Annotated in this window: 19 protein-coding genes; 2 read left to right on the top strand and 17 right to left on the bottom strand. The window is 54.7% G+C overall.

The features are described from left to right. Nucleotides 1–119 precede the first annotated feature (119 nt). The 14 genes from ptsG to yceD form a co-directional block, all read right to left on the bottom strand. On the bottom strand, nucleotides 120–1,553 hold the full coding sequence (gene ptsG, locus IBT47_RS11040) for a PTS glucose transporter subunit IIBC (protein ID WP_200546854.1): 1,434 nt from the start codon (nucleotides 1,551–1,553) through the stop codon (nucleotides 120–122). Nucleotides 1,554–1,850: 297 nt separating this feature from the next. After that, on the bottom strand, nucleotides 1,851–2,642 hold the full coding sequence (locus IBT47_RS11035) for a metal-dependent hydrolase (RefSeq protein WP_200560480.1): 792 nt from the start codon (nucleotides 2,640–2,642) through the stop codon (nucleotides 1,851–1,853). An 11-nt stretch (nucleotides 2,643–2,653) separates the two neighbouring features. After that, complete coding sequence (holB, locus tag IBT47_RS11030; protein ID WP_200560479.1) at nucleotides 2,654–3,652, bottom strand: DNA polymerase III subunit delta'; 999 nt, start codon at nucleotides 3,650–3,652, stop codon at nucleotides 2,654–2,656. Continuing rightward, nucleotides 3,649–4,281, bottom strand: coding sequence for a dTMP kinase (tmk, locus tag IBT47_RS11025; RefSeq protein ID WP_200546851.1), 633 nt, complete (start codon nucleotides 4,279–4,281; stop codon nucleotides 3,649–3,651). The genes holB and tmk overlap by 4 nt, the downstream gene beginning before the upstream one ends. Next, nucleotides 4,271–5,296 carry a cell division protein YceG gene (yceG, locus tag IBT47_RS11020; protein WP_200560478.1) on the bottom strand — a complete coding sequence of 342 codons (1,026 nt, stop codon included), beginning with the start codon at nucleotides 5,294–5,296 and terminating at the stop codon, nucleotides 4,271–4,273. Before yceG ends, tmk begins: the two co-directional genes overlap by 11 nt. 17 nt (nucleotides 5,297–5,313) lie before the next feature. Further along, on the bottom strand, nucleotides 5,314–6,108 hold the full coding sequence (gene pabC, locus IBT47_RS11015) for an aminodeoxychorismate lyase (RefSeq protein ID WP_200560477.1): 795 nt from the start codon (nucleotides 6,106–6,108) through the stop codon (nucleotides 5,314–5,316). A 223-nt stretch (nucleotides 6,109–6,331) separates the two neighbouring features. Then, nucleotides 6,332–7,573 (bottom strand): beta-ketoacyl-ACP synthase II, encoded by a 1,242-nt coding sequence (gene fabF / locus IBT47_RS11010; protein ID WP_200546848.1) that lies wholly within the window; start codon nucleotides 7,571–7,573, stop codon nucleotides 6,332–6,334. An 88-nt stretch (nucleotides 7,574–7,661) separates the two neighbouring features. Continuing rightward, entirely contained in the window at nucleotides 7,662–7,898 is a 237-nt protein-coding gene (gene acpP, locus IBT47_RS11005) for an acyl carrier protein (RefSeq protein WP_004157115.1), read from the bottom strand. Between the two features lie 154 nt (nucleotides 7,899–8,052). Continuing rightward, nucleotides 8,053–8,787 carry a 3-oxoacyl-ACP reductase FabG gene (gene fabG / locus IBT47_RS11000; protein WP_105592811.1) on the bottom strand — a complete coding sequence of 245 codons (735 nt, stop codon included), beginning with the start codon at nucleotides 8,785–8,787 and terminating at the stop codon, nucleotides 8,053–8,055. Nucleotides 8,788–8,800: 13 nt separating this feature from the next. Continuing rightward, a complete protein-coding gene (gene fabD, locus IBT47_RS10995; protein WP_200560476.1) occupies nucleotides 8,801–9,730 on the bottom strand; it encodes an ACP S-malonyltransferase in 930 nt (309 codons plus the stop codon). 16 nt (nucleotides 9,731–9,746) lie between these two features. Then, nucleotides 9,747–10,700 carry a beta-ketoacyl-ACP synthase III gene (locus IBT47_RS10990; protein WP_105592813.1) on the bottom strand — a complete coding sequence of 318 codons (954 nt, stop codon included), beginning with the start codon at nucleotides 10,698–10,700 and terminating at the stop codon, nucleotides 9,747–9,749. A gap of 6 nt (nucleotides 10,701–10,706) precedes the next feature. After that, nucleotides 10,707–11,741, bottom strand: coding sequence for a phosphate acyltransferase PlsX (gene plsX / locus IBT47_RS10985; protein WP_200560475.1), 1,035 nt, complete (start codon nucleotides 11,739–11,741; stop codon nucleotides 10,707–10,709). A gap of 25 nt (nucleotides 11,742–11,766) precedes the next feature. Continuing rightward, on the bottom strand, nucleotides 11,767–11,937 hold the full coding sequence (gene rpmF, locus IBT47_RS10980; RefSeq protein WP_013025362.1) for a 50S ribosomal protein L32: 171 nt from the start codon (nucleotides 11,935–11,937) through the stop codon (nucleotides 11,767–11,769). A 14-nt stretch (nucleotides 11,938–11,951) separates the two neighbouring features. Further along, on the bottom strand, nucleotides 11,952–12,473 hold the full coding sequence (gene yceD / locus IBT47_RS10975) for a 23S rRNA accumulation protein YceD (protein ID WP_200546845.1): 522 nt from the start codon (nucleotides 12,471–12,473) through the stop codon (nucleotides 11,952–11,954). A gap of 142 nt (nucleotides 12,474–12,615) precedes the next feature. Between yceD and IBT47_RS10970 the strand changes: the two genes are divergently transcribed. Continuing rightward, nucleotides 12,616–13,197, top strand: coding sequence for a nucleoside triphosphate pyrophosphatase (locus tag IBT47_RS10970; RefSeq protein WP_200560474.1), 582 nt, complete (start codon nucleotides 12,616–12,618; stop codon nucleotides 13,195–13,197). A gap of 46 nt (nucleotides 13,198–13,243) precedes the next feature. Here the strand turns inward: IBT47_RS10970 and rluC are convergent, their stop codons facing one another. Beyond that, on the bottom strand, nucleotides 13,244–14,200 hold the full coding sequence (gene rluC, locus IBT47_RS10965; RefSeq protein WP_200560473.1) for a 23S rRNA pseudouridine(955/2504/2580) synthase RluC: 957 nt from the start codon (nucleotides 14,198–14,200) through the stop codon (nucleotides 13,244–13,246). 590 nt (nucleotides 14,201–14,790) lie between these two features. Between rluC and rne the strand changes: the two genes are divergently transcribed. Then, entirely contained in the window at nucleotides 14,791–18,552 is a 3,762-nt protein-coding gene (gene rne, locus IBT47_RS10960; RefSeq protein ID WP_200560472.1) for a ribonuclease E, read from the top strand. On the opposite strand, the gene IBT47_RS10955 is transcribed toward rne, so the two are convergent. Next, on the bottom strand, nucleotides 18,549–18,749 hold the full coding sequence (locus IBT47_RS10955; RefSeq protein WP_200560471.1) for a hypothetical protein: 201 nt from the start codon (nucleotides 18,747–18,749) through the stop codon (nucleotides 18,549–18,551). The two genes, rne and IBT47_RS10955, sit on opposite strands and share 4 nt — an antisense overlap. A 258-nt stretch (nucleotides 18,750–19,007) precedes the next feature. Further along, nucleotides 19,008–20,546, bottom strand: a complete 1,539-nt coding sequence (murJ, locus tag IBT47_RS10950; protein WP_200546842.1) for a murein biosynthesis integral membrane protein MurJ — start codon at nucleotides 20,544–20,546, stop codon at nucleotides 19,008–19,010. Between the last annotated feature and the right edge of the window lie 116 nt (nucleotides 20,547–20,662).

Below are 20,662 nucleotides of genomic sequence, written 5' to 3'. Positions count from 1 at the left end.
TCTTTCCCGACTGCGCGGCTTTGCAGCAGTTCAGCGTCCCGGCAGCACGATTTATCCATCTGTTAAATAGCAAAAGGGGAAGCCGCTGGCCTCCCCTTTTGCGCCATCATCCTGCCCGATTACATCTTACGGATGTAGTCATCCATATCGGTTTTCAGGTTGTCAGACTTGGTGCCGAAAATCGCCTGCACGCCGGAACCTGCAACAACAACACCGGCCGCGCCCAGTTTTTTCAACCCGGCCTGGTCAACTTTGCTGACGTCGCCAACGCTAACGCGCAAACGAGTGATACAGGCATCAAGGTTAGTGATGTTGTCTTTACCACCGAAGGCTGCAACCAGGTTAGCGGCCATTTCTGTGGCGTTACCGGTGCTCTGCTCGGTGGAGCTGTCTTCACGACCCGGGGTTTTCAGGTTCAGCTTAGCAATCAGCACGCGGAAGATGGTGTAGTACACCAGACCGTAGATGATACCGATGATTGGGAACAGCCAGATTTTGCTGCTGTTACCGCTCAGTACGATAAAGTCGATCAGACCGTGCGAGAAGCTGGTGCCGTCACGCATGCCCAGAAGAATACAGATTGGGAATGCCAGACCGGCCAGAATAGCGTGGATCGCATACAGGATCGGCGCAACGAACATGAATGAGAATTCAATCGGTTCGGTGATGCCGGTCAGGAATGAGGTCAGCGCTGCGGAGATCATGATGCCGCCGACTTTAGCGCGGTTTTCCGGTTTTGCTGAGTGCCAGATAGCAATCGCCGCCGCTGGCAGACCGTACATTTTGAACAGGAAGCCGCCGGACAGTTTACCTGCGGTTGGGTCACCTGCCATGTAGCGAGGGATATCGCCGTGGAAGACCTGGCCCGCTGCGTTGGTGAACTCACCAATCTGCATCTGGAAAGGTACGTTCCAGATATGGTGCAGACCAAACGGCACCAGCGCACGCTCAACCACACCGTAGATACCGAATGCCACAACCGGGTTCTGATACGCAGCCCACTGTGAGAAGGTCTGAATCGCCGTACCGATCGGTGGCCAGATGAAGGAGAGCACCACGCCCAGGAAAATTGCCGTCAGGCCGGAGATAATCGGCACGAAGCGTTTTCCGGCAAAGAAGCCCAGATATTCAGGAAGTTGGATGCGATAGAAGCGGTTAAACATATAGGCCGCTATCGAACCGGCGATAATCCCACCGAGGACGCCGGTATCCGCCAGGTGCTTGGCTGCAATCTCTTCCGCAGGAAGATGCAGGACCAGCGGTGCCACAACTGCCATGGTTTTCACCATGATGCCGTAGGCAACTACAGCGGCCAGCGCGGAAACGCCGTCGTTATTGGTAAAGCCGAGTGCTACGCCGATAGCAAAAATCAGCGGCATATTGGCAAAGACCGAACCGCCCGCTTCCGCCATAACCTGCGAAACGACCGCTGGCAGCCAGCTGAAGTTGGCAGAACCAACGCCCAGCAGAATACCTGCAATCGGCAGGACCGATACAGGCAACATCAGCGATTTACCGACCTTTTGCAGGTTCGCAAATGCATTTTTGAACATAGTGTAAAGCTCCTGAGTATGAGTGCTTTTCTTCGCGCCGGGCGCGTTGCAAAGGGGGGAGGACCCTTTGCGGGTGAGGCATCGTTGTGCCCCTGATATTTATTACGAAGAGTAAAATAAATCCGCGTAAATTTGTTTGATGACTATCACGTTTCGTTGAACGTGCTGCCGCTCTTTGGATGATTTCACAAAGATTTGCGACTTTTATCAGCAAAAAAAATGCAGCCACTGATTTTATCGGGCTGCACTTTACAAATTTTCGCTATTAATTACGAGCTATAAAAGAAAGCCCGCCACTTAATCCGTCAGTCGTGACATCGGCACATGGAACAGACGGGAGAAGTTTTCTGTGGTCGCCTGCGCCAGCTCTTCAATACTCACGCCCTTCACCACCGCCATATATTCCGCCACGTCGCGGGTGTAGGCAGGCTGATTTTCTTTACCGCGATGCGGCACCGGGGCCAGATACGGTGAGTCGGTCTCCACCAGCATTCTGTCCAGCGGGACATAGCGTGCGGCTTCGCGGATCTGCTCCGCATTGCGGAAGGTCGCAATGCCAGAGAATGAGATATAGAAGCCCATATCCAGCAGCTTTTCCGCCGTCTCACGGTCTTCGGTAAAGCAGTGCAGTACGCCGCCGCAGCCTTCAGCCTGTTCTTCCTGCAAAATGGCCAGCGTATCCTCGCGCGCATCGCGGGTATGGACGATCACCGGCTTATTCAGATCGCGCCCCACGCGGATGTGTTCGCGGAATGAAGCCTGCTGGCGCGCTTTAGTCTCTTTCTGGTAGAAATAGTCCAGGCCGGTTTCACCCATCGCAATCACCCGCGAATCGGCGGCAAGCTGGCGCAGTTCAGCGAAGTCGTACTCTTCTTCCTGATTCAGCGGATGAACGCCGCAGGAGTAGGCCACGTTAGGACGGTCGCCAATTAATTCAATCATCGCTTTATAGCCGGGCAGCGTGGTCGCGACCGCCAGCAAAAATTTCACATCGCGCGCGGCGGCTTTCGCCAGAACGTCGGAGACGTCCTGATGCAGCGTTTCATAGTTCAGGCCATCCAGATGGCAGTGTGAATCAACTAAAAACATAATCGTTACTCTTAACCCGTAAAATCGGTAGCGTGAGGATGCAAAATGGCTTCCCAGCTCAGCAGCTGGTCGGTGAGCAGCAGCTCGCGGTTCACCGCCACGACGTTCAGCAGGCGGTCGCGGCAGGTTAGCCACTGGCGAAGGCTGGCATCAATGGCCGTCGCCGGCAGCAGGCTGGCAATTTGCATCACCAGCGCCTGGCAGTCGACGTTACTGATCCAGGCCCCGCCGCCCTGCTGCCACTTCACCGCATCGACCAGCAGCGAGCAAAGCCAGCCAATACGACGTGCGGCATCATCATGATTCAGCGCGGGCAGCAGACTGAGCAGATCGCCCTGAATAGCTGCCGGGAGCGCCTGACAAACCAGCTGGCGCTGCTGCCAGTTTTTCTCTTCCAGCAGCATCAGCGCTGCCGCAGGCGCGCCGCTGCTCAACCGTAGCGCCGCGGTCCGCTCATTCAGGCCCGCCGCGCACTGCTTCTGCAGCCAGTTCAGGCTCTGCGTTTCATCCGGCGGCGCGAGGTACCATTGCAAACAGCGGCTGCGCAGGGTTGCCAACAGGCGGGAGGGTTCATGGCAGCTGAGTAAGAACCAGGTATTTTGCGGCGGCTCCTCCAGCGTTTTGAGCAGGGCGTTAGCTGCGGCTTCGGTCAGCTGTCCGGCGTCCGGCAGCCAGACCACTTTTGCCCCACCCTGTTGAGAGTGGTGATAGAGCTTTTCCGTTACGCTGCGCACCGCATCAATCCCCAGCGCACTCTTACCCTTCTCCGCTTCCAACCGATACCAGTCAGGATGGGTTCCCGCCTGCATCAGCTGGCAGGCATGGCAGCTACCGCAGCTTTTCAGCCCATCGGGCTGGCGGCACATCAGCCAGCGGCCGATCCCCCACACCAGCGCATCGTCGCCCATACCGGGCAGCGCCTGAATCAGCAGCGCATGATGCGCACGCTGCGCCTGATGCTGGCTGATAATTTGCCGGTAACTGTTATTCAGCCACGGATACCAGTTCATTGCTGTTCCTGTAACCACTGCTGTAGCGTCAGCTCCAGCTGCTGCGTCACCTGCGTGAGGTCACGGGTTGCATCAATGGTTTTAATCCGCGCATCGGCAGCGGCCAGCGCCAGATAGCGATCGCGGGTGCGAATAAAGAAGTTCAGCGACTCCTGTTCAATGCGGTCCAGCGCGCCGCGCGCGCGGGCACGCTGTAGGCCGATTTCAGGCGTGACATCCAGATATAGCGTCAGATCCGGGGTAAAGTCACCCAGCACCGCCTGTTTCAGGCTGCTCATCAGCTGGCTGTCCATGCCCCGCCCGCCGCCCTGATAAGCCTGAGAGGAAAGATCGTGACGATCGCCAACCACCCAGGCCCCCCGCGCCAGCGCGGGTTTAATCACGTTTTCCACCAGCTGCACGCGGGCAGCATACAGCATGAGCAGCTCGGCCTTATCGGTAACCTGTTCGCCTTCAATCCCCTGCTTAATCAAATCGCGCAGTTTTTCCGCCAGCGGAGTACCGCCGGGTTCGCGGGTGAAAACAATATCGTTAATGCCATGACGACGCAGTTCAGCCACTACCGCATCCCGCGCAGTGGTTTTACCTGCCCCTTCAAGGCCTTCGATAACGATAAATTTACTGTTCATTTTTTTCCTTCAGCGCCAGGCGATACACCTGCACGGCTTTATTGTGGCTTGCCAGATTGGTGGTAAACGTATGGCCACCTTTCCCATCGGCAACGAAGTAGAGGAAGTTCGTTTTCAGCGGGTGAGCTGCGGCTTCCAGCGAGGCTTTACCCGGCATTGCAATCGGACCAGGCGGCAGGCCGTTAATCGTATAGGTATTCCAGGCCGTCGGTGTTTCCAGATCTTTGCGCGTTAGCGTACCGCGGTAGTCCGGCCCCAGGCCATAGATCACCGTCGGATCGGTTTGCAGACGCATACCCAACCGCAGGCGGTTAATAAACACCGAAGCCACTTTGCTGCGCTCGTCGCTGACCGCCGTCTCTTTTTCAATAATCGAGGCCATGGTCAGCATATCATTTTTGTTTTTATACGGCAGGTTATCCATTTTCCCCTGCCACTGCGCATCCACCTCTTTTTCCATCCGCTGGTAAGCGCGCTTGAGCACGGCGACATCGGTAGTATTCGCGGTATACAGGTAGGTATCAGGATAGAACCATCCCTCAACGCCCTTTGCTTCACCTTCCAGCTTAAGGGCAGCAGCGACGGTGGCCAGCTGGTCATCCGCCAGCGTGTGTTTGATATACGGCGCGCTGCGCAGCTGGCTCAGCCACTCCTGCATACGCGTACCTTCCACGAAACGCAGCGGGAACTGGGCCTCTTTACCGCTGGCAAGCAGTGCCAGCATCTCGCGGACGGTCATTTTGGGGTCGAGCCGATAGGTCCCGGCCTTAAACTTTGCCAGCTCAGGCTCAAGTTTCAGCAGTACGCCAAACCACGGGCTTTGTTTAATGATGTGCTTAGATTCCAGCTGGGCTTCCAGCACCACTCGGCCAGAACCTGCCGGGAGGGTAAAAATAGTTTCTTTGTCCACCGTCAGCGGTGAGTCTGCAAGCTGGCGGGTTTGCCAGTATCCGTAAGCAACGGCCAACAGAGAGACAGCAACGACCCCGGCGATAATTTTGCGTGTTTTAGTCATGAAAATTCCACGGTTGATTAATGGGGGTTAAGCAGACGAAACAAGCGGCGCGAGCTGAAGTGCCACGCCTCAATCTGACGAACGGGCAACACCGGCATCAGCGCATTGGTGATCAGCACTTCATCGGCTTCCGCCAGCACCTCAACGCCTGCACGGACTTCGCTGAGGGTGAACCCCAGATCAGCGATCTGCCGCATCACCCGCTGGCGCTGGATACCGTTCACGCCCGAAGCGCTTAAGTCCGGGGTAAAAACCTGCTCCCCGGTGCGCCAGAAAAAATTTGCCGCACAGCATTCCACCAGCATGCCATCAGTGTCAAGCACCAGTGCCTCATCGGCACCGGTCTGCTCAAGCCGTGTGCGGATCAGCACCTGTTCCAGCCGGTTAAGATGCTTTATCCCCGCCAGCAGCGGATTTTTCCCCAGCTGAATCGGGCTGAGGGCCAGCCTTGCCCCGCTCTCGCGCAGCGCGTGGTAGTGTGCAGGATAGGCGGAAACGGAGACGATGCGCGTGGGTGCCGCACAGCCCGCGGCGCTGTATCCCCTGCCGCCGCTACCCCTGGTCACAATCGTTTTCAGTACGCCATCGTCACAGTCGGCAGCAGCGCCAATCATTTCCTGGCCCAGTAATTCCCAGTCCACGCCGGTTATCAGCAGCCGTTCACAGCCCTGCTGCAGCCGCGCGATATGTGCGGGAAACAGCTCGATCTCGCCAGACCTTATGCGAGCGGTGGTAAAGCAGCCATCACCAAACTGCACGGCGCGATCGCTCGCGGCAACAACGCCCTGCTTCACCCCATTGACCCACATCATGCTGATTCCTCTATTTTCGATCATGCTGCAAGATTACCTGCCCGTCGTGCCAGAATCATCTGAATCTGCCGGGGATGATGAGCAATATCAGGTAATACCCGGTTCGCGATAACTCGCAAAGACGAATTTGTCGTTCAAAATCGGGTAGTGGTGATTCGCTCCCCTCAATCGCAGGTAAAAAAAAGCCCGCCGATAAGGCGGGCCTTTACGCAAGAGCAAAAAATCAGACCTTACGGAAAATCAGTGACCCGTTGGTGCCACCAAATCCGAATGAATTACACAGAGTGTATTCCATACCTTTCACCTGGCGCGCAGTATGCGGCACGAAATCCAGGTCACAACCTTCATCTGGGTTATCCAGATTGATGGTTGGAGGAACAACCTGATCGCGCAGGGCAAGAATGGTGAAGATCGATTCGATCGCGCCCGCCGCACCCAGCAGGTGGCCGGTCATGGATTTTGTCGAGCTGACCATCACGCTACCGGCAGAAGCACCGAAGACGGATTTTACCGCCTGAGCTTCAGCGATATCACCGGCCGGCGTTGAAGTACCGTGCGCGTTGATATAGCCAATCTGTTCCGCTGAAATCTTTGCATCTTTCAGCGCGTTGACCATCGCCAGGGCTGCGCCAGCGCCATTTTCCGGCGGAGAAGTCATATGATAAGCATCGCTGCTCATACCAAAACCAACGATTTCCGCGTAAATTTTGGCACCGCGTTTTTTCGCGTGCTCATATTCTTCCAGCACAATCAGACCAGCACCATCGCCGAGGACAAAACCATCACGGTCTTTATCCCACGGACGGCTGGCAGCCTGCGGATTTTCATTGCGGGTTGACAGTGCACGAGCAGCACCGAAACCACCCACGCCCAGTGGCGTACTGGCTTTTTCTGCACCACCAGCCAGCATCACGTCGGCATCATCATAGGCGATGATACGTGCAGCATGACCGATATTATGCACGCCGGATGTACAGGCGGTAGCAATGGAAATACTTGGGCCTTTCATTCCGTACATAATAGTCAGATGTCCGGCAACCATATTCACAATAGTTGAAGGGACAAAGAACGGACTAATTTTACGGGGACCACCGTTGACCAGTGAGGAATGGTTTTCTTCGATTAAACCAAGACCACCGATACCGGAGCCAATCGCGGCACCAACGCGCCCTGCGTTTTCTTCTGTAATAACGAGGCCAGAATCTTGCATGGCCTGAACGCCAGCAACAACGCCATATTGAATGAAAGCATCCATCTTACGCTGATCTTTGCGCGAGATGATTTCATCACAATTAAAATTCTTTACTAAGCCAGCAAAACGCGTTGCGTAGGCACTAGTATCAAAATGGTCAATCAGGCTGATGCCACTCTGACCGGCAACAAGAGCATTCCAGGTAGACTCTACGGTATTGCCGACAGGAGACAACATGCCAAGACCAGTCACAACTACACGACGCTTAGACACGTTCGTCCTCCAGGGAGGGAAAAATTGACGCGATGAGGGATATTTAGATAAAACTCAGGCGGTCGAATGACCGCCTGGAGATGTTCACTTATGCCTGGTGACCATTGATGTAATCAATAGCAGCCTGAACAGTAGTGATCTTCTCAGCTTCTTCATCCGGAATCTCGGTATCGAACTCTTCTTCCAGAGCCATTACCAGCTCAACGGTATCAAGAGAATCAGCGCCCAGATCTTCTACAAAAGAGGCAGTATTAACAACTTCTTCCTGCTTAACGCCCAGCTGCTCGCCAATGATTTTCTTAACGCGTTCTTCGATAGTGCTCATACTATTAAATTTCCTATCAAAACTCGCTTTCGCGATGGTTTTCGTAGTGTATAAAATGTTGAAAAAGATGCAACTAAATCCCGGCTGGTCAAACCACGATTTTACGCTATTTTGCGGCTTTTACCTCAAATAACGCAAATAGTTTTCGTGATTATCAGACCATATACATTCCGCCATTGACGTGCAGCGTTTCACCAGTGATGTAAGCTGCTTCGTCAGAGGCTAAAAATGCGACGGCATTAGCGATTTCCTGCGCGCTGCCGAGGCGGCCCGCGGGAACTTCCGCCAGAATACCTGCACGCTGATCGTCGTTCAGCGCGCTCGTCATGTCGGTTTCAATGAAACCAGGTGCCACGACGTTAACGGTAATGCCACGTGACGCAATTTCACGCGCCAGTGACTTGCTGAAGCCAATCAAACCTGCTTTTGCTGCCGCATAGTTTGCCTGACCCGCATTACCCATTGTTCCAACTACGGAGCCAATGGTAATAATTCGGCCCACTCGCTTCTTCATCATCGCACGCATTACCGCTTTTGACAGACGGAATACTGAAGTCAGATTGGTGTCCAGGATATCCTGCCACTCATCGTCCTTCATGCGCATCAGAAGATTATCACGCGTGATGCCAGCATTATTGACTAAAATGTCCACTTCGCCAAATTCGGCGCGAATATTTTCCAGCACGGTCTCGATCGAAGCAGGGTCTGTCACGTTCAGGAGCATGCCCTTTCCGTTGTCGCCCAGATAAGCGCTGATGGCTTCGGCTCCGTTCTGGCTGGTCGCCGTACCGACAACTTTAGCACCGCGGGCGACAAGCGTTTCCGCGATTGCACGGCCGATACCGCGACTTGCACCGGTAACCAGCGCGATTTTACCTTCGAAATTCATGTTGTTCCTCGTGTTATTGTTCAAGCGCCGCTGACAGGCTGGCCTGGTCGTTTACCGCCGCCGCCGTCAGGGTGTCAACAATACGTTTAGTCAGCCCGGTTAACACTTTACCCGGACCCACTTCCAGCAGCGACGTTACGCCCTGCTGAGCCATAAATTCTACGCAACCGGTCCAACGCACCGGGCTGTACAGCTGGCGGACCAGCGCACTGCGGATAGCTTCAGGTGAAGTCTCACACTGAACATCAACGTTATTCACCACCGGGAATACCGGTGCGTTGAAGGTCAGTTGCTCCAGCGCCACGGCCAGCTTATCGGCAGCAGGTTTCATCAGCGCACAGTGCGAAGGTACGCTCACCGGCAGCGGCAGTGCACGCTTCGCGCCCGCAGCTTTACAGGCTGCACCCGCGCGCTCAACGGCTTCTTTATTACCGGCGATCACGACCTGGCCCGGTGAGTTATAGTTCACCGGCGAAACAACCTGCCCCTGGGCAGACTCTTCACAGGCTTTGGCGATGGACTCATCGTCCAAACCGATAATCGCCTGCATGGCCCCCGTCCCTTCCGGTACGGCTTCCTGCATCAGCTTACCGCGCAGTTCAACCAGCTTAATGGCATCGGCAAACGCAATCACTCCGGCGCAAACCAGGGCACTGTACTCACCAAGGCTGTGGCCTGCAAGCATTGACGGTACTTTTCCGCCTTTTTCCTGCCAAACGCGGAAAATGGCAACAGAAGCAGCCAGTAAAGCAGGCTGAGTTTGCCAGGTTTTGTTCAACTCTTCAGCAGGCCCCTGTTGGACCAGCTGCCATAAATCGTAACCCAGCACGTCAGAAGCTTCGCGGAAGGTTTTTTCCACAATCGGATTGCCTGCGGCTAAATCAGCCAGCATGCCCACCGTTTGCGATCCCTGTCCCGGGAATACCATTGCAAATTGCGTCATCGTTATTTCCTGTTAATCAAAAACGAACCAGAGCTGAACCCCAGGTGAAACCGCCACCAAAAGCTTCCAGCAGAATCAACTGGCCGGGCTGGATACGCCCGTCGCGCACCGCTTCATCCAGTGCTGAAGGCACAGAAGCCGCAGACGTATTGCCGTGGCGATCGAGGGTCACCACCACTTTATCCATATCCATGCCCAATTTGCGGGCCGTTGCACTGATAATGCGCAGGTTAGCCTGATGCGGCACTAACCAGTCAATGGCAGAACGGTCAAGGTCGTTCGCCTTGAGCGTTTCATCAACGATATGGGCCAGTTCGGTCACGGCAACTTTGAACACTTCATTGCCCGCCATCGTCAGATACGCAGGCTGTTCCTGATGCTCGCGATCCTGATTTGGCAGGGTGAGCAGTTGACCATAGCGGCCATCTGCATGCAGATGGGTAGAGATAATGCCCGGCTCTTCGCTGGCACCAAGAACAACTGCGCCAGCAGCATCGCCAAACAGGATGATCGTGCCACGATCGGAAGGATCAAGCGTGCGTGACAGCACGTCAGCACCGACCACCAGTGCATATTTCACCGCACCGTTTTTAATATACTGATCGGCAACGCTCAGTGCGTAGGTAAAGCCCGCACAGGCCGCAGCCAGATCGAAAGAGGCCGCATCGTCAATTTCCAGCATCTGCTGGATCATGCAGGCTGAACTTGGGAAAGCGTGACTGGAAGAGGTGGTTGCTACCACGATCAAACCGATGTCATTTTTATCAATGCCCGCCATAGAGAGCGCACGCTCGGCGGCATGAAAGCCCATTGTTGCCACGGTTTCATCCGGGCCAGCAATACGACGTTCACGGATACCGGTTCGTGTGACAATCCACTCGTCCGACGTATCCACCATTTTTTCCAGATCGGCGTTAGTCCGCACCTGTTCGGGCAAATAGCTGCCCGTACCGATAATCTTCGTATACATGTACGCTCAGTCACTCTTAGGTAATACAGCCTGTAGGCGGGCAGCAATCCGCTCGGGAACTTGCCGCCGCACCGCCTGCTCTGCCTGTTTTATCGCGACGGTAAACGCGCGTTGATTGGCCGCACCGTGACTTTTAATGACGGTACCGCACAATCCTAACAGACAGGCGCCATTGTACTGGTCGGGGTTGAGATGGCCGAAATTCTTAGCCAGACGCTTTTGAATCCAGCGCCCTAATAGTCTCAGCCACCATGCCTTTTTTTTACCTTCGCCCTGTGATTTCAACAGCGAAAGAAACATTCTTACCACACCTTCCATAGTTTTTAACGTCACGTTGCCGATGAAACCATCGCACACCAGAACATCCGTCTTGCCGGTAAGAAGATCGTCACCTTCAAGGTAGCCAATATAGTTAACTTCTGCTGAATCACGAAGTGCTGCTGCGGCTTCGCGAATTGCCGTTAACCCTTTGGTTTCTTCCTGGCCTATGTTGAGCAGCGCCACGCGCGGATTGGCAATTTCTAAAATTTCTTCTGCCATCACCGCACCCATAATGGCGAACTGCACCAGCATAGCACTGTCGGATTCGACATTAGCACCTAAATCCAGCACGACGGTTTTACCCTTCAGCTGATTTGGCAGTACTGTCATCAGCGCTGGACGCTTAATCCCGTCCAGCGGCTGCAATAATATTTTTGCCAGCCCCATCAGCGCACCGGTGTTACCGGCACTGATACAGGCATCGGCATGACCCGCTTTGACCTGCTCCAAAGCAATACGCATTGACGATCCGCGACTTGCACGAATAGCCTGCGAGGGTTTCGCATCACTGGCAATAACTGATTCAGCAGGGATTATCTGCAAACGCGCGCGCAGCGCAGAATCAGCTGTGGCTAGTAATGACGTGATTTTGTCGGGATCGCCGACCAGAAGAAGATGCAGGTGCGAATCAGATGCCAGTGCCTGCATTGCCGCAGGCACTGTCACGCAGGGACCGAAGTCCCCGCCCATGGCATCTATCGCCAGGGTCAATCGTGTCAAAGTATTGCCGCGCTATTCCGCGGAATTACTTAACGATGACCTTGCGACCGCGGTAGTAACCATCCGCAGTGATGTGGTGACGCAGATGAGTTTCACCAGAAACTTTATCTACGGAAAGTGTTGCAGTGGTCAGAGCATCGTGTGAACGACGCATGCCACGTTTGGAACGGGTTGGTTTATTCTGTTGTACGGCCATGGACCTTACTCCTATTACTTACGCTTTAAACTGGCTAATACGGCAAATGGATTTGGTTTTTCTGCCTCTGCAGGCAATTGACCAAAGACCATGTCCGCCTCGGACACTTCACAGTGTTCAGAATCATGCACCGGAACGACAGGCAGGGCGAGGATGATTTCATCTTCAACCATTGCCAGCAAATCGGTTTCACCAAACTCGTTGATGTCGATTGGCTCGTACGCTTCCGGTAGTGCTTCGGCCTGCTCGTCAGTAACGACCGGGCTGAAACAGTACGATACGTGGACCTGATGCGGGAACGGTTTGTTGCAGCGTTGACAACATAGCGTCACGGAAACTTCAGCAGTACCTTTCAATACCGCCAGACGCTGATTGTCGATCGCAAACGACATCACACATTCTACATCACTGTCCACACTGACCACCGAGTCGGCAACTCGCTCAACCTGTTCAGGGGTGTAAACACCCTGGTAGTCCAGGCGTTTTTGAGCGGTTCGCACCACATCGAGAGTCAGGGGTAATTTTACCTTTTGCATAGGGCGCGCATATTAACTTTGTAACGACATAGAGTCAAAGAAAAAGGCCGTGTAACGACATCTTTCAGCCATTATTCGCATCCAGTGCGGCGCACAGTTTAAAATGCCTTTCATCGATTCGCTATCTATTATGGAAAAAAATATGTCACAGCTGGTTTTAGCCTCAACGTCGACTTACCGCAGCGCGCTGTTAACGAAACTGCAATTGCCCTTTATTACCGATGCGCCGGAGGTGGATGAAATCCGGTTGGGGAATGAAACGGCAGAGCAGCTGGTTATGCGCCTCGCGGCAGCGAAAGCTCAGGCACTGGCAGGACGTTACCCCGAGCATCTGATTATCGGTTCCGATCAGGTCTGCGTCGTGGACGGCGTTATTTGTGGCAAACCTCATACCGAGGAGAACGCCCGCGCACAGCTTCGCGCCGCCAGCGGACGCAGCGTGGTGTTTTATACCGGACTGGCGCTGTACGATAGTCGCCATCAGGTACTGCAAACGCTGTGTGAGCCTTTCACCGTAGATTTTCGAACGCTTAGCGAGGCCGAAATCACCCACTACGTCAGTCGCGAACAGCCGCTAAACTGCGCTGGAAGCTTTAAAAGCGAAGGTTTAGGCATCACGCTGTTTGAGCGCCTTTCAGGGCGGGACCCGAATACGTTGATTGGCCTGCCGCTGATTGCGCTGTGTGAGATGCTAAGAAAGGCCGGAATGGACCCGTTGGGCTGAACAACAAAAAGCGGCGCAGACGCTGCCGCATTCATTGCCGGGATAATTAGCTGCTTTGCTTACGCAGCACAGCAAGGCAGCGCTTCAGGCCGTCGTCCAGCGGCGCTTCCACGCGCATGTCTTCACCGGTGCCGGGGTGGGTAAATTTCAGCGCGGCAGCATGCAGGAACAGGCGGTTAAGCCCGGTGCCGGCCAGTTGGCTATCGAACTCTGCCTCGCCGTAGCGATCGTCAAACGCAATCGGGTGCCCGGCATGCAGCGTATGAACGCGTATTTGGTGAGTACGCCCGGTCACCGGGCTGGCTTTCACCAGCGTGGCAAACGCATAGCGCTCTTCAACCTTGAACAGCGTTTCCGATGGCTTGCCTTCACTACTGACCTTCACCACTCGCTCACCGCTTTGCAGGATGTTTTTCAATAATGGCGCGCGCACCGATTTAACATGTGACGGCCATTGCCCACGTACCAGCGCGAGGTAATCTTTCTGCATTCCCTTTTCGCGCAGCTGCTCGTGGAGTGAACGCAGCGCAGAACGCTTTTTCGCCACCAGCAAAATACCCGACGTATCGCGGTCAAGACGATGGACCAATTCAAGGAAACGCGCCTCCGGGCGCAGCGCCCTCAGCCCTTCAATGACACCAAAGCTTAAACCACTGCCACCGTGTACGGCCGTCCCGGAAGGCTTATTAAGCACCAGAATATGCTCATCTTCATAAACGATCGCATCACTTAACGCAGCCACTTTGGCCAGCTTAGGTGAAACGCTCTCTTCTTCACGTTCGGCCACGCGCACCGGCGGGACGCGAACCTGATCGCCGTCTTCTAGTTTGTACTCAGGTTTGACGCGTTTTTTGTTCACCCGCACTTCGCCCTTACGCAAAATGCGATAAATCATACTTTTCGGCACGCCTTTTAACTGAGTGCGTAAAAAGTTATCGATGCGCTGTCCCGCTTCATCAGCAGAAATGGCAATTATTTGTACGGCTGGAGTCATGGTTTTCATGGTTGGCGATTCTAAATACCCGGCAGTGATAGCGCCACATCTTTTTCTGTGCTTAACTGACATGGATGACCGCCGCAAGGAAGTTATGGCCGGATTTTATACAGTTTGCTGAAAAGCACTGCAATTCGTTTTAAAAGACGGGATAAACTTCTCATCGCGGATAAAGTCATCTTGCGCTCTCAAGCTTAGCAATGGAATAATGTTTCCGTTTTTAACGCGAAGTCTTGGGAATGCAAGAAAAAGCGTTAACCCAATAGAATTGGGGTGTATTACCAAAATTTTGCCGGATAGCCCATACACGCAGCAATGGCGTAAGACGTATTGTGCAATCAGGCATTTAGCGGGCTGCGGGTTGCAGCCTGGACGAAAAAACGGGATTGGTTCACCTGGTAATCTACTGGCGGTTCCCCCCTTACAAAGCGCTGTTTTTCCATATGTAAAACAGGCTACCGTGATTTTGCGCCCCTTGAGCTGCCGACACCCGAGAGGTTGACGACTAAGCGATGAGACACGGGGCCATCGGTTCAATACGTCCAGCGTTACTTTGCCCGCAGCTTTGTCCCTAATGTAAGAATAATGAGTAAGTTACGATGAAAAGAATGTTGATAAACGCAACTCAGCAGGAAGAGTTGCGTGTGGCTCTCGTAGACGGCCAACGCCTGTACGATCTGGATATTGAAAGCCCAGGACACGAACAGAAAAAAGCCAACATCTACAAAGGCAAGATTACCCGCATTGAACCCAGCCTTGAAGCCGCCTTCGTTGATTACGGTGCTGAAAGACACGGTTTCCTACCTCTGAAAGAAATTTCCCGCGAATACTTCCCCGCTAACTATTCCGCTCACGGCCGCCCTAATATCAAGGACGTACTCCGTGAAGGTCAGGAAGTTATTGTCCAGATTGATAAAGAAGAACGTGGCAATAAAGGTGCTGCGTTAACCACCTTTATCAGCCTGGCGGGAAGCTATCTGGTTCTGATGCCGAACAACCCGCGTGCTGGCGGTATTTCTCGCCGTATTGAAGGTGATGATCGCACAGAACTAAAAGAGGCGCTCTCTTCGCTGGAACTGCCGGATGGCATGGGACTGATCGTTCGCACCGCCGGTGTCGGTAAATCAGCCGAAGCGCTGCAGTGGGATCTGAGCTTCCGTATGAAGCACTGGGATGCCATTAAGAAAGCCGCTGACAGCCGCCCTGCTCCGTTCCTGATCCATCAGGAAAGCAACGTGATTGTCCGCGCATTCCGCGACTACCTGCGTCAGGATATCGGTGAAATCCTTATCGATAACCCGAAAGTGCTTGAGCTGGCTCGTCAGCACATTGCCGCTCTCGGACGCCCTGACTTCAGCAGCAAAATTAAACTGTACACCGGTGAGATCCCGCTGTTCAGCCATTACCAGATTGAGTCGCAGATTGAGTCCGCCTTCCAGCGCGAAGTACGTCTGCCGTCCGGTGGTTCCATTGTTATCGACAGCACCGAAGCCCTGACCGCTATCGATATCAACTCGGCGCGCGCAACCCGCGGCGGCGATATTGAAGAAACCGCATTTAATACCAACCTTGAAGCGGCAGACGAAATTGCCCGCCAGCTGCGCCTGCGCGACCTGGGCGGCCTGATCGTTATCGACTTCATTGATATGACCCCGGTTCGCCACCAGCGCGCGGTTGAAAACCGCCTGCGTGAAGCGGTGCGCCAGGATCGTGCGCGAATTCAGATCAGCCACATTTCACGATTTGGCCTGCTGGAGATGTCACGTCAGCGCCTCAGCCCATCACTAGGTGAGTCCAGCCATCACGTCTGCCCACGCTGCAGCGGTACCGGCACCATCCGTGATAACGAGTCGCTCTCTCTTTCCATTCTGCGCCTGATTGAAGAAGAAGCGCTGAAGGAAAACACTAAAGAAGTCCACGCCATCGTTCCGGTGCAGGTGGCTTCCTACCTGTTGAACGAAAAACGTGATGCCGTCAGCGCTATCGAAAAGCGTCAGGGTGGCGTTCGTGCCATCATCGTGCCAAACGATCAGATGGAAACCCCGCACTACTCGGTACTGCGCGTTCGTACCGGCGAAGAAACTCAGACACTGAGCTATCACCTGCCTAAGCTGCACGAAACCGAAATGGCGCTGCCTTCAGAAGAAGAGCGTGCCGAGCGTAAGCGCCCTGAACAGCCAGCACTTGCCGCCTTCGTGATGCCTGATGCACCTCCGGCTCCGCAGGAAACCAGCAGCGAAAAACCGGCAACTGCGGCAAGCAAGAAACCGGTTGAAAAAACGCCAGCTGAACCGGCACAGCCGGGCCTGATTAGCCGCTTCTTTAGCGGTCTGAAAAAGCTGTTTGCCGGTGAAGAAAAAACCGTAGAACAGCCTCAGCCTGCCACCGAGAAGAAAGCGGCCGATGGTGCTGCGCCTCGCGGTGAGCGTCGTAACAATCGTCGTCAGAACAACAACCGCCGCGATCGTAACGGTGACCGTACTGAACGTAACGATCGCAATGAGCGCAACAGCGACCGTAATGAACGTAGCGATCGCAATGAACGGAACGACCGTAATGCCGAGCGTCCGGAGCGTAGCAATGACCGTTACAACGATCGTAATGAGCGTTCTGAACGCAACACCGACCGCAACGATCGTAATGACCGCAATAGTTCTCGCGACCGCAACAGCGAAGTCCGTGAAGGCCGTGATGACAATCGCCGCAACAAGCGTAATGCTGCCACGCAGGTTGAACAGGCAGACGATCGTCAGAATCTGAACGAAGAGAACCGCGCTGAGCAGCAGCCGCGCCGTGAACCTCGTGCGGATCGTCAGCGTCGTCGTCAGGAAGACAAACGTCCTGCGGTACAGGAAGAGAAAATCATCGAGCAGGCTACTGCCGTTGATGAGAATGCGGATGCTCAGGAAGAAAATGTGCAGGTAATGCCGCGCCGTAAGCCGCGCCAGCTGAACCAGAAAGTGCGCATTGAAACCGCAGAGCAAACGGCAGCCCGTACCTTCCGCCCGGAAGAGACTGAAGCAGCACCAGCTCCAGCTGCCCAGCCTGCCGCGGTAGAAACGTCCAGCGAGGGCTTCGATAATGACGATCGTGACAGCAACAACATGCCACGTCGTTCACGCCGTTCGCCACGCCATCTGCGCGTTAGCGGCCAGCGTCGTCGTCGCTACCGCGATGAGCGTTACCCAACACAGTCGCCAATGCCGCTGGCCAGTGCTGCTGCATCGCCAGAAATGGCGTCAGGCAAAGTGTGGATCTCCTACCCTGTTGCTCAGGCAAGCGATGAAGTAGAGCATGAACAGTCCGTTGTTCCGGCTTACGGTCACGCTGATGTCGACAACGACATCGCTGAAGTTCCGGCAGCAGTTGAAGTAGCGGCAGCAGCAAGCGTAGCCGTTGCTTCTGCTACTGTGGCATCGGTGTCTCCAGCCGTTGAGGCACCGGCAGCACCTGTCGCACCTCAGGTAGAAGCCGCATCGGTTGAATCTGCGCCAGTGTCGGCAGAAACTTCACAGGTAGAAACTACTCCAGCGGCAGTAGAAGCTCCGCAGGCTGAAGCTGCTCCTGTACAGGTTGAAGCATCATCTGTTGAAGCAACACCGGTTCAGGCTGAAACCACGTCAGTGCAGGAAGATGCTGTAACGGCTGACGTCGCCCCGGCTGTAGCGATCCCGACCGAAGAAGTTGTGGAATCTGCTCCAGTAATCGAAACACCGATTGCCGCGGCACCAGTCACCGTCGCCGAAGAAGTTCAGCCAGAAGTTCAGCCGGTTCATATCTCTGAACCGCTGCCGGAAGAGCAACAGCCACAGGTTACCGTGGTGAACACCGATGATACCGCTGCAATCGAAGCGCCAGCAGCGGAAGTTCCATCGGTCATTCCTCCGGCAAAAGAGAGCGTTGCCGCTGAGACAGTCGCTGAAGCCGTATCGGCTGCCGAAGAGCCTCAGGCTCAATTCGCCCCGGTTGATGCCGTTGCGGATATCGTTGAGCAGCAGCAGATTGCTGAAGTAGCGAGCGAACTGGCAGAGCAGGCTCCAACAAGCATCAGCGCGGAAACCACTCAGCAGGTCGCTGAAGTGCTGAACGTGAGCACCGCGGTGAGTGAAGATGCGCCGATCGTTAGCGAACCGCATGCACCGGTACCGGCACGCGATAAGCCAGTGAGTGATGCAGTCGCCCACGGTAGCTTTAAGCATCATGCCAGCGCACCAATGACCAGTGCTCCAGCTCCGGCATATCAGCCAGAACCAGCACCGCAGAGCGACTGGGTGCGCCCTGACTTCAACTTTGAAGGCAAAGGTGCAGCGGGCGGTCATTCTGCCTCTCATCAGGCTACCGCTCCGGCGACCCGTCCTTAAGCGTTATTCTTTACGCTGAAGTGAAATCCAGCCCCGGCCAACGTGCCGGGGCTTTTTTTAGCCTGTGGGATAAGTATTTTCCCTTCAATCCCTGCAAGACGCACTTCCCTGAACGCTGCGAACGACGACTCAGAGTTTACCCGCCGCATCAGCATCAGCATCAGCATCAGCATCAGCATCAGCATCAGCATCAGCATCGTATATTCTCAGCTTTTGCTAATGGTGACCTAAATTTAAAAGGACGATAGCTAACGATAGCGTCACAGACTGGTGTTAAAGCTGCCCTCTTCATCGATTAATGCAGCAAAAGCGGCAGGCTATTCTCTGAGGTTGAAATCATTAAGCAATAAATCAGTCATCGAACAGACTGTGCTTCAATCCCGTTTTCAGGCGAAAAAAAATCGCCCGAAGGCGATTCTTATTCAGTGTTGATCCGTATCGTTCAACGCACGACGTTAAGCCACAGTCCGGCGGGCAAAGTCACGCAGCCGGAAGCCCAGCAGCATCAGCACGGCGAAGTATACTCCCCCACCCACCGCACAAACCGCCGCCAGTCGGATCAGACGCCACAGCATATTGCCCGTCGCCCAGTCAGGCATCACGTACAGCACACCCAGTAACGCAGCGGCCATCGCCACCACGGCGAACAGCAGACGTACCAGGAAGCTGCGCCAGCCCGGCTGCGGCTGGAAGATATCCTGCTTGCGGAGCTGCCAGTAAAGCAGTGCCGCATTAAGGCAGGCTGCAAGGCCAATCGACAGCGACAGTCCGGCGTGCTTCAGCGGGCCAATAAATGCCAGGTTCATTACCTGGGTCATTACCAGCGTCACCATGGCGATTTTTACCGGAGTTTTAATGTCCTGACGTGAGTAAAAACCGGGGGCCAGTACCTTAACCACGATTAGCCCCATCAAACCAACCGAATAGGCAATCAGCGCGCGCTGGGTCATCGCCGCGTCGAATGCGGTGAATTTGCCGTACTGGAACAGCGCCACGGTCAGGGGTTTAGCCAGAATGCCCAAAGCCACCGCACTCGGTAACGCCAGCAGGAAGCACAGGCGCAGGCCCCAGTCCATCAGGCGCGAATATTCGTCCTGGTTACCGCTGGCAAAGCTTTTCGCCAGCGACGGCAGCAGAATAGTGCCCAACGCCACGCCCAGAACACCGGACGGAAACTCCATCAGGCGGTCGGCGTAATACATCCAGGAAACCGAACCGGAGGCGAGGAAAGAGGCGAAAATGGTATTGATGATCAGCGAGATCTGGCTGACGGAAACACCGAGGATCGCCGGCCCCATTTGACGCATTACCCGCCAGACGCCGGCATCTTTCAGGTTCAGCCGGGGCAGCACCAGCATGCCGATTTTTTTCAGATGCGGCAGCTGATAACCCAGCTGCAGCACACCACCCGCAACCACCGCCCAGGCCAGCGCCATGACAGGAGGATTAAAGTGCGGTGCGGCAAACAGCGCAAAGCCGATCATACTGACGTTAAGCAGCGTCGGGGCAAAGGCGGGCACTGAGAAGCGGTTCCACGTATTGAGGATCGCCCCGGCCAGCGACGCCAGCGAAATCAGCAGGATGTAAGGGAAAGTCACCCGCAACAGGGATGAAGTCAGCGCAAACTTATCGGCCGTATCGGCGAATCCGGGTGCCGTGATCAGAATAACCCAGGGCGCGGCAAACATACCCAAAAGAGTGATAACCGCCAGCGCCAGGGTCAACAGACCCGATACATAGGCCACGAATATCCGCGTAGCTTCTTCACCCTGCTTGCTTTTATATTCGGCAAGGATCGGCACAAAAGCCTGAGAGAATGCGCCTTCCGCAAAGATCCTTCGCAGCAGATTAGGTAATTTGAACGCCACAAAAAAAGCGTCGGTGGCCATGCCTGCGCCAAAGATTCGCGCCACAATCGCGTCGCGTGCAAATCCCAGCACGCGAGAAAACAGGGTCATAGAGCTGACCGCTGCGAGTGATTTCAACAGGTTCATGTGTTTCCTGATTTGGGTTTTCCGGCCATCGGAGTGGCCGGAATAAGGTGGGGGATAGTCTACGGAAATGAAAGGAAATAACCACTCACGATTGTTACATCCTATAAACCCATCGC

Source organism: Erwinia sp. S43, assembly GCF_016624745.1.
GTDB lineage: Bacteria > Pseudomonadota > Gammaproteobacteria > Enterobacterales > Enterobacteriaceae > Erwinia > Erwinia coffeiphila.
The sequence above is the reverse complement of the archived record's forward strand: the minus strand, read 5'-3'. Positions and strand labels throughout refer to the sequence as shown.

Coding starts and splice junctions, on each gene's coding strand:
- ptsG (WP_200546854.1), bottom strand. CDS start 1,553: ATGTTCAAAAATGCATTTGCGAACCTGCAAAAGGTCGGTAAATCGCTG.
- IBT47_RS11035 (WP_200560480.1), bottom strand. CDS start 2,642: ATGTTTTTAGTTGATTCACACTGCCATCTGGATGGCCTGAACTATGAA.
- holB (WP_200560479.1), bottom strand. CDS start 3,652: ATGAACTGGTATCCGTGGCTGAATAACAGTTACCGGCAAATTATCAGC.
- tmk (WP_200546851.1), bottom strand. CDS start 4,281: ATGAACAGTAAATTTATCGTTATCGAAGGCCTTGAAGGGGCAGGTAAA.
- yceG (WP_200560478.1), bottom strand. CDS start 5,296: ATGACTAAAACACGCAAAATTATCGCCGGGGTCGTTGCTGTCTCTCTG.
- pabC (WP_200560477.1), bottom strand. CDS start 6,108: ATGATGTGGGTCAATGGGGTGAAGCAGGGCGTTGTTGCCGCGAGCGAT.
- acpP (WP_004157115.1), bottom strand. CDS start 7,898: ATGAGCACTATCGAAGAACGCGTTAAGAAAATCATTGGCGAGCAGCTG.
- fabG (WP_105592811.1), bottom strand. CDS start 8,787: ATGAATTTCGAAGGTAAAATCGCGCTGGTTACCGGTGCAAGTCGCGGT.
- fabD (WP_200560476.1), bottom strand. CDS start 9,730: ATGACGCAATTTGCAATGGTATTCCCGGGACAGGGATCGCAAACGGTG.
- IBT47_RS10990 (WP_105592813.1), bottom strand. CDS start 10,700: ATGTATACGAAGATTATCGGTACGGGCAGCTATTTGCCCGAACAGGTG.
- rpmF (WP_013025362.1), bottom strand. CDS start 11,937: ATGGCCGTACAACAGAATAAACCAACCCGTTCCAAACGTGGCATGCGT.
- yceD (WP_200546845.1), bottom strand. CDS start 12,473: ATGCAAAAGGTAAAATTACCCCTGACTCTCGATGTGGTGCGAACCGCT.
- IBT47_RS10970 (WP_200560474.1), top strand. CDS start 12,616: ATGTCACAGCTGGTTTTAGCCTCAACGTCGACTTACCGCAGCGCGCTG.
- rluC (WP_200560473.1), bottom strand. CDS start 14,200: ATGAAAACCATGACTCCAGCCGTACAAATAATTGCCATTTCTGCTGAT.
- rne (WP_200560472.1), top strand. CDS start 14,791: ATGAAAAGAATGTTGATAAACGCAACTCAGCAGGAAGAGTTGCGTGTG.
- IBT47_RS10955 (WP_200560471.1), bottom strand. CDS start 18,749: ATGCTGATGCTGATGCTGATGCTGATGCTGATGCTGATGCTGATGCTG.
- murJ (WP_200546842.1), bottom strand. CDS start 20,546: ATGAACCTGTTGAAATCACTCGCAGCGGTCAGCTCTATGACCCTGTTT.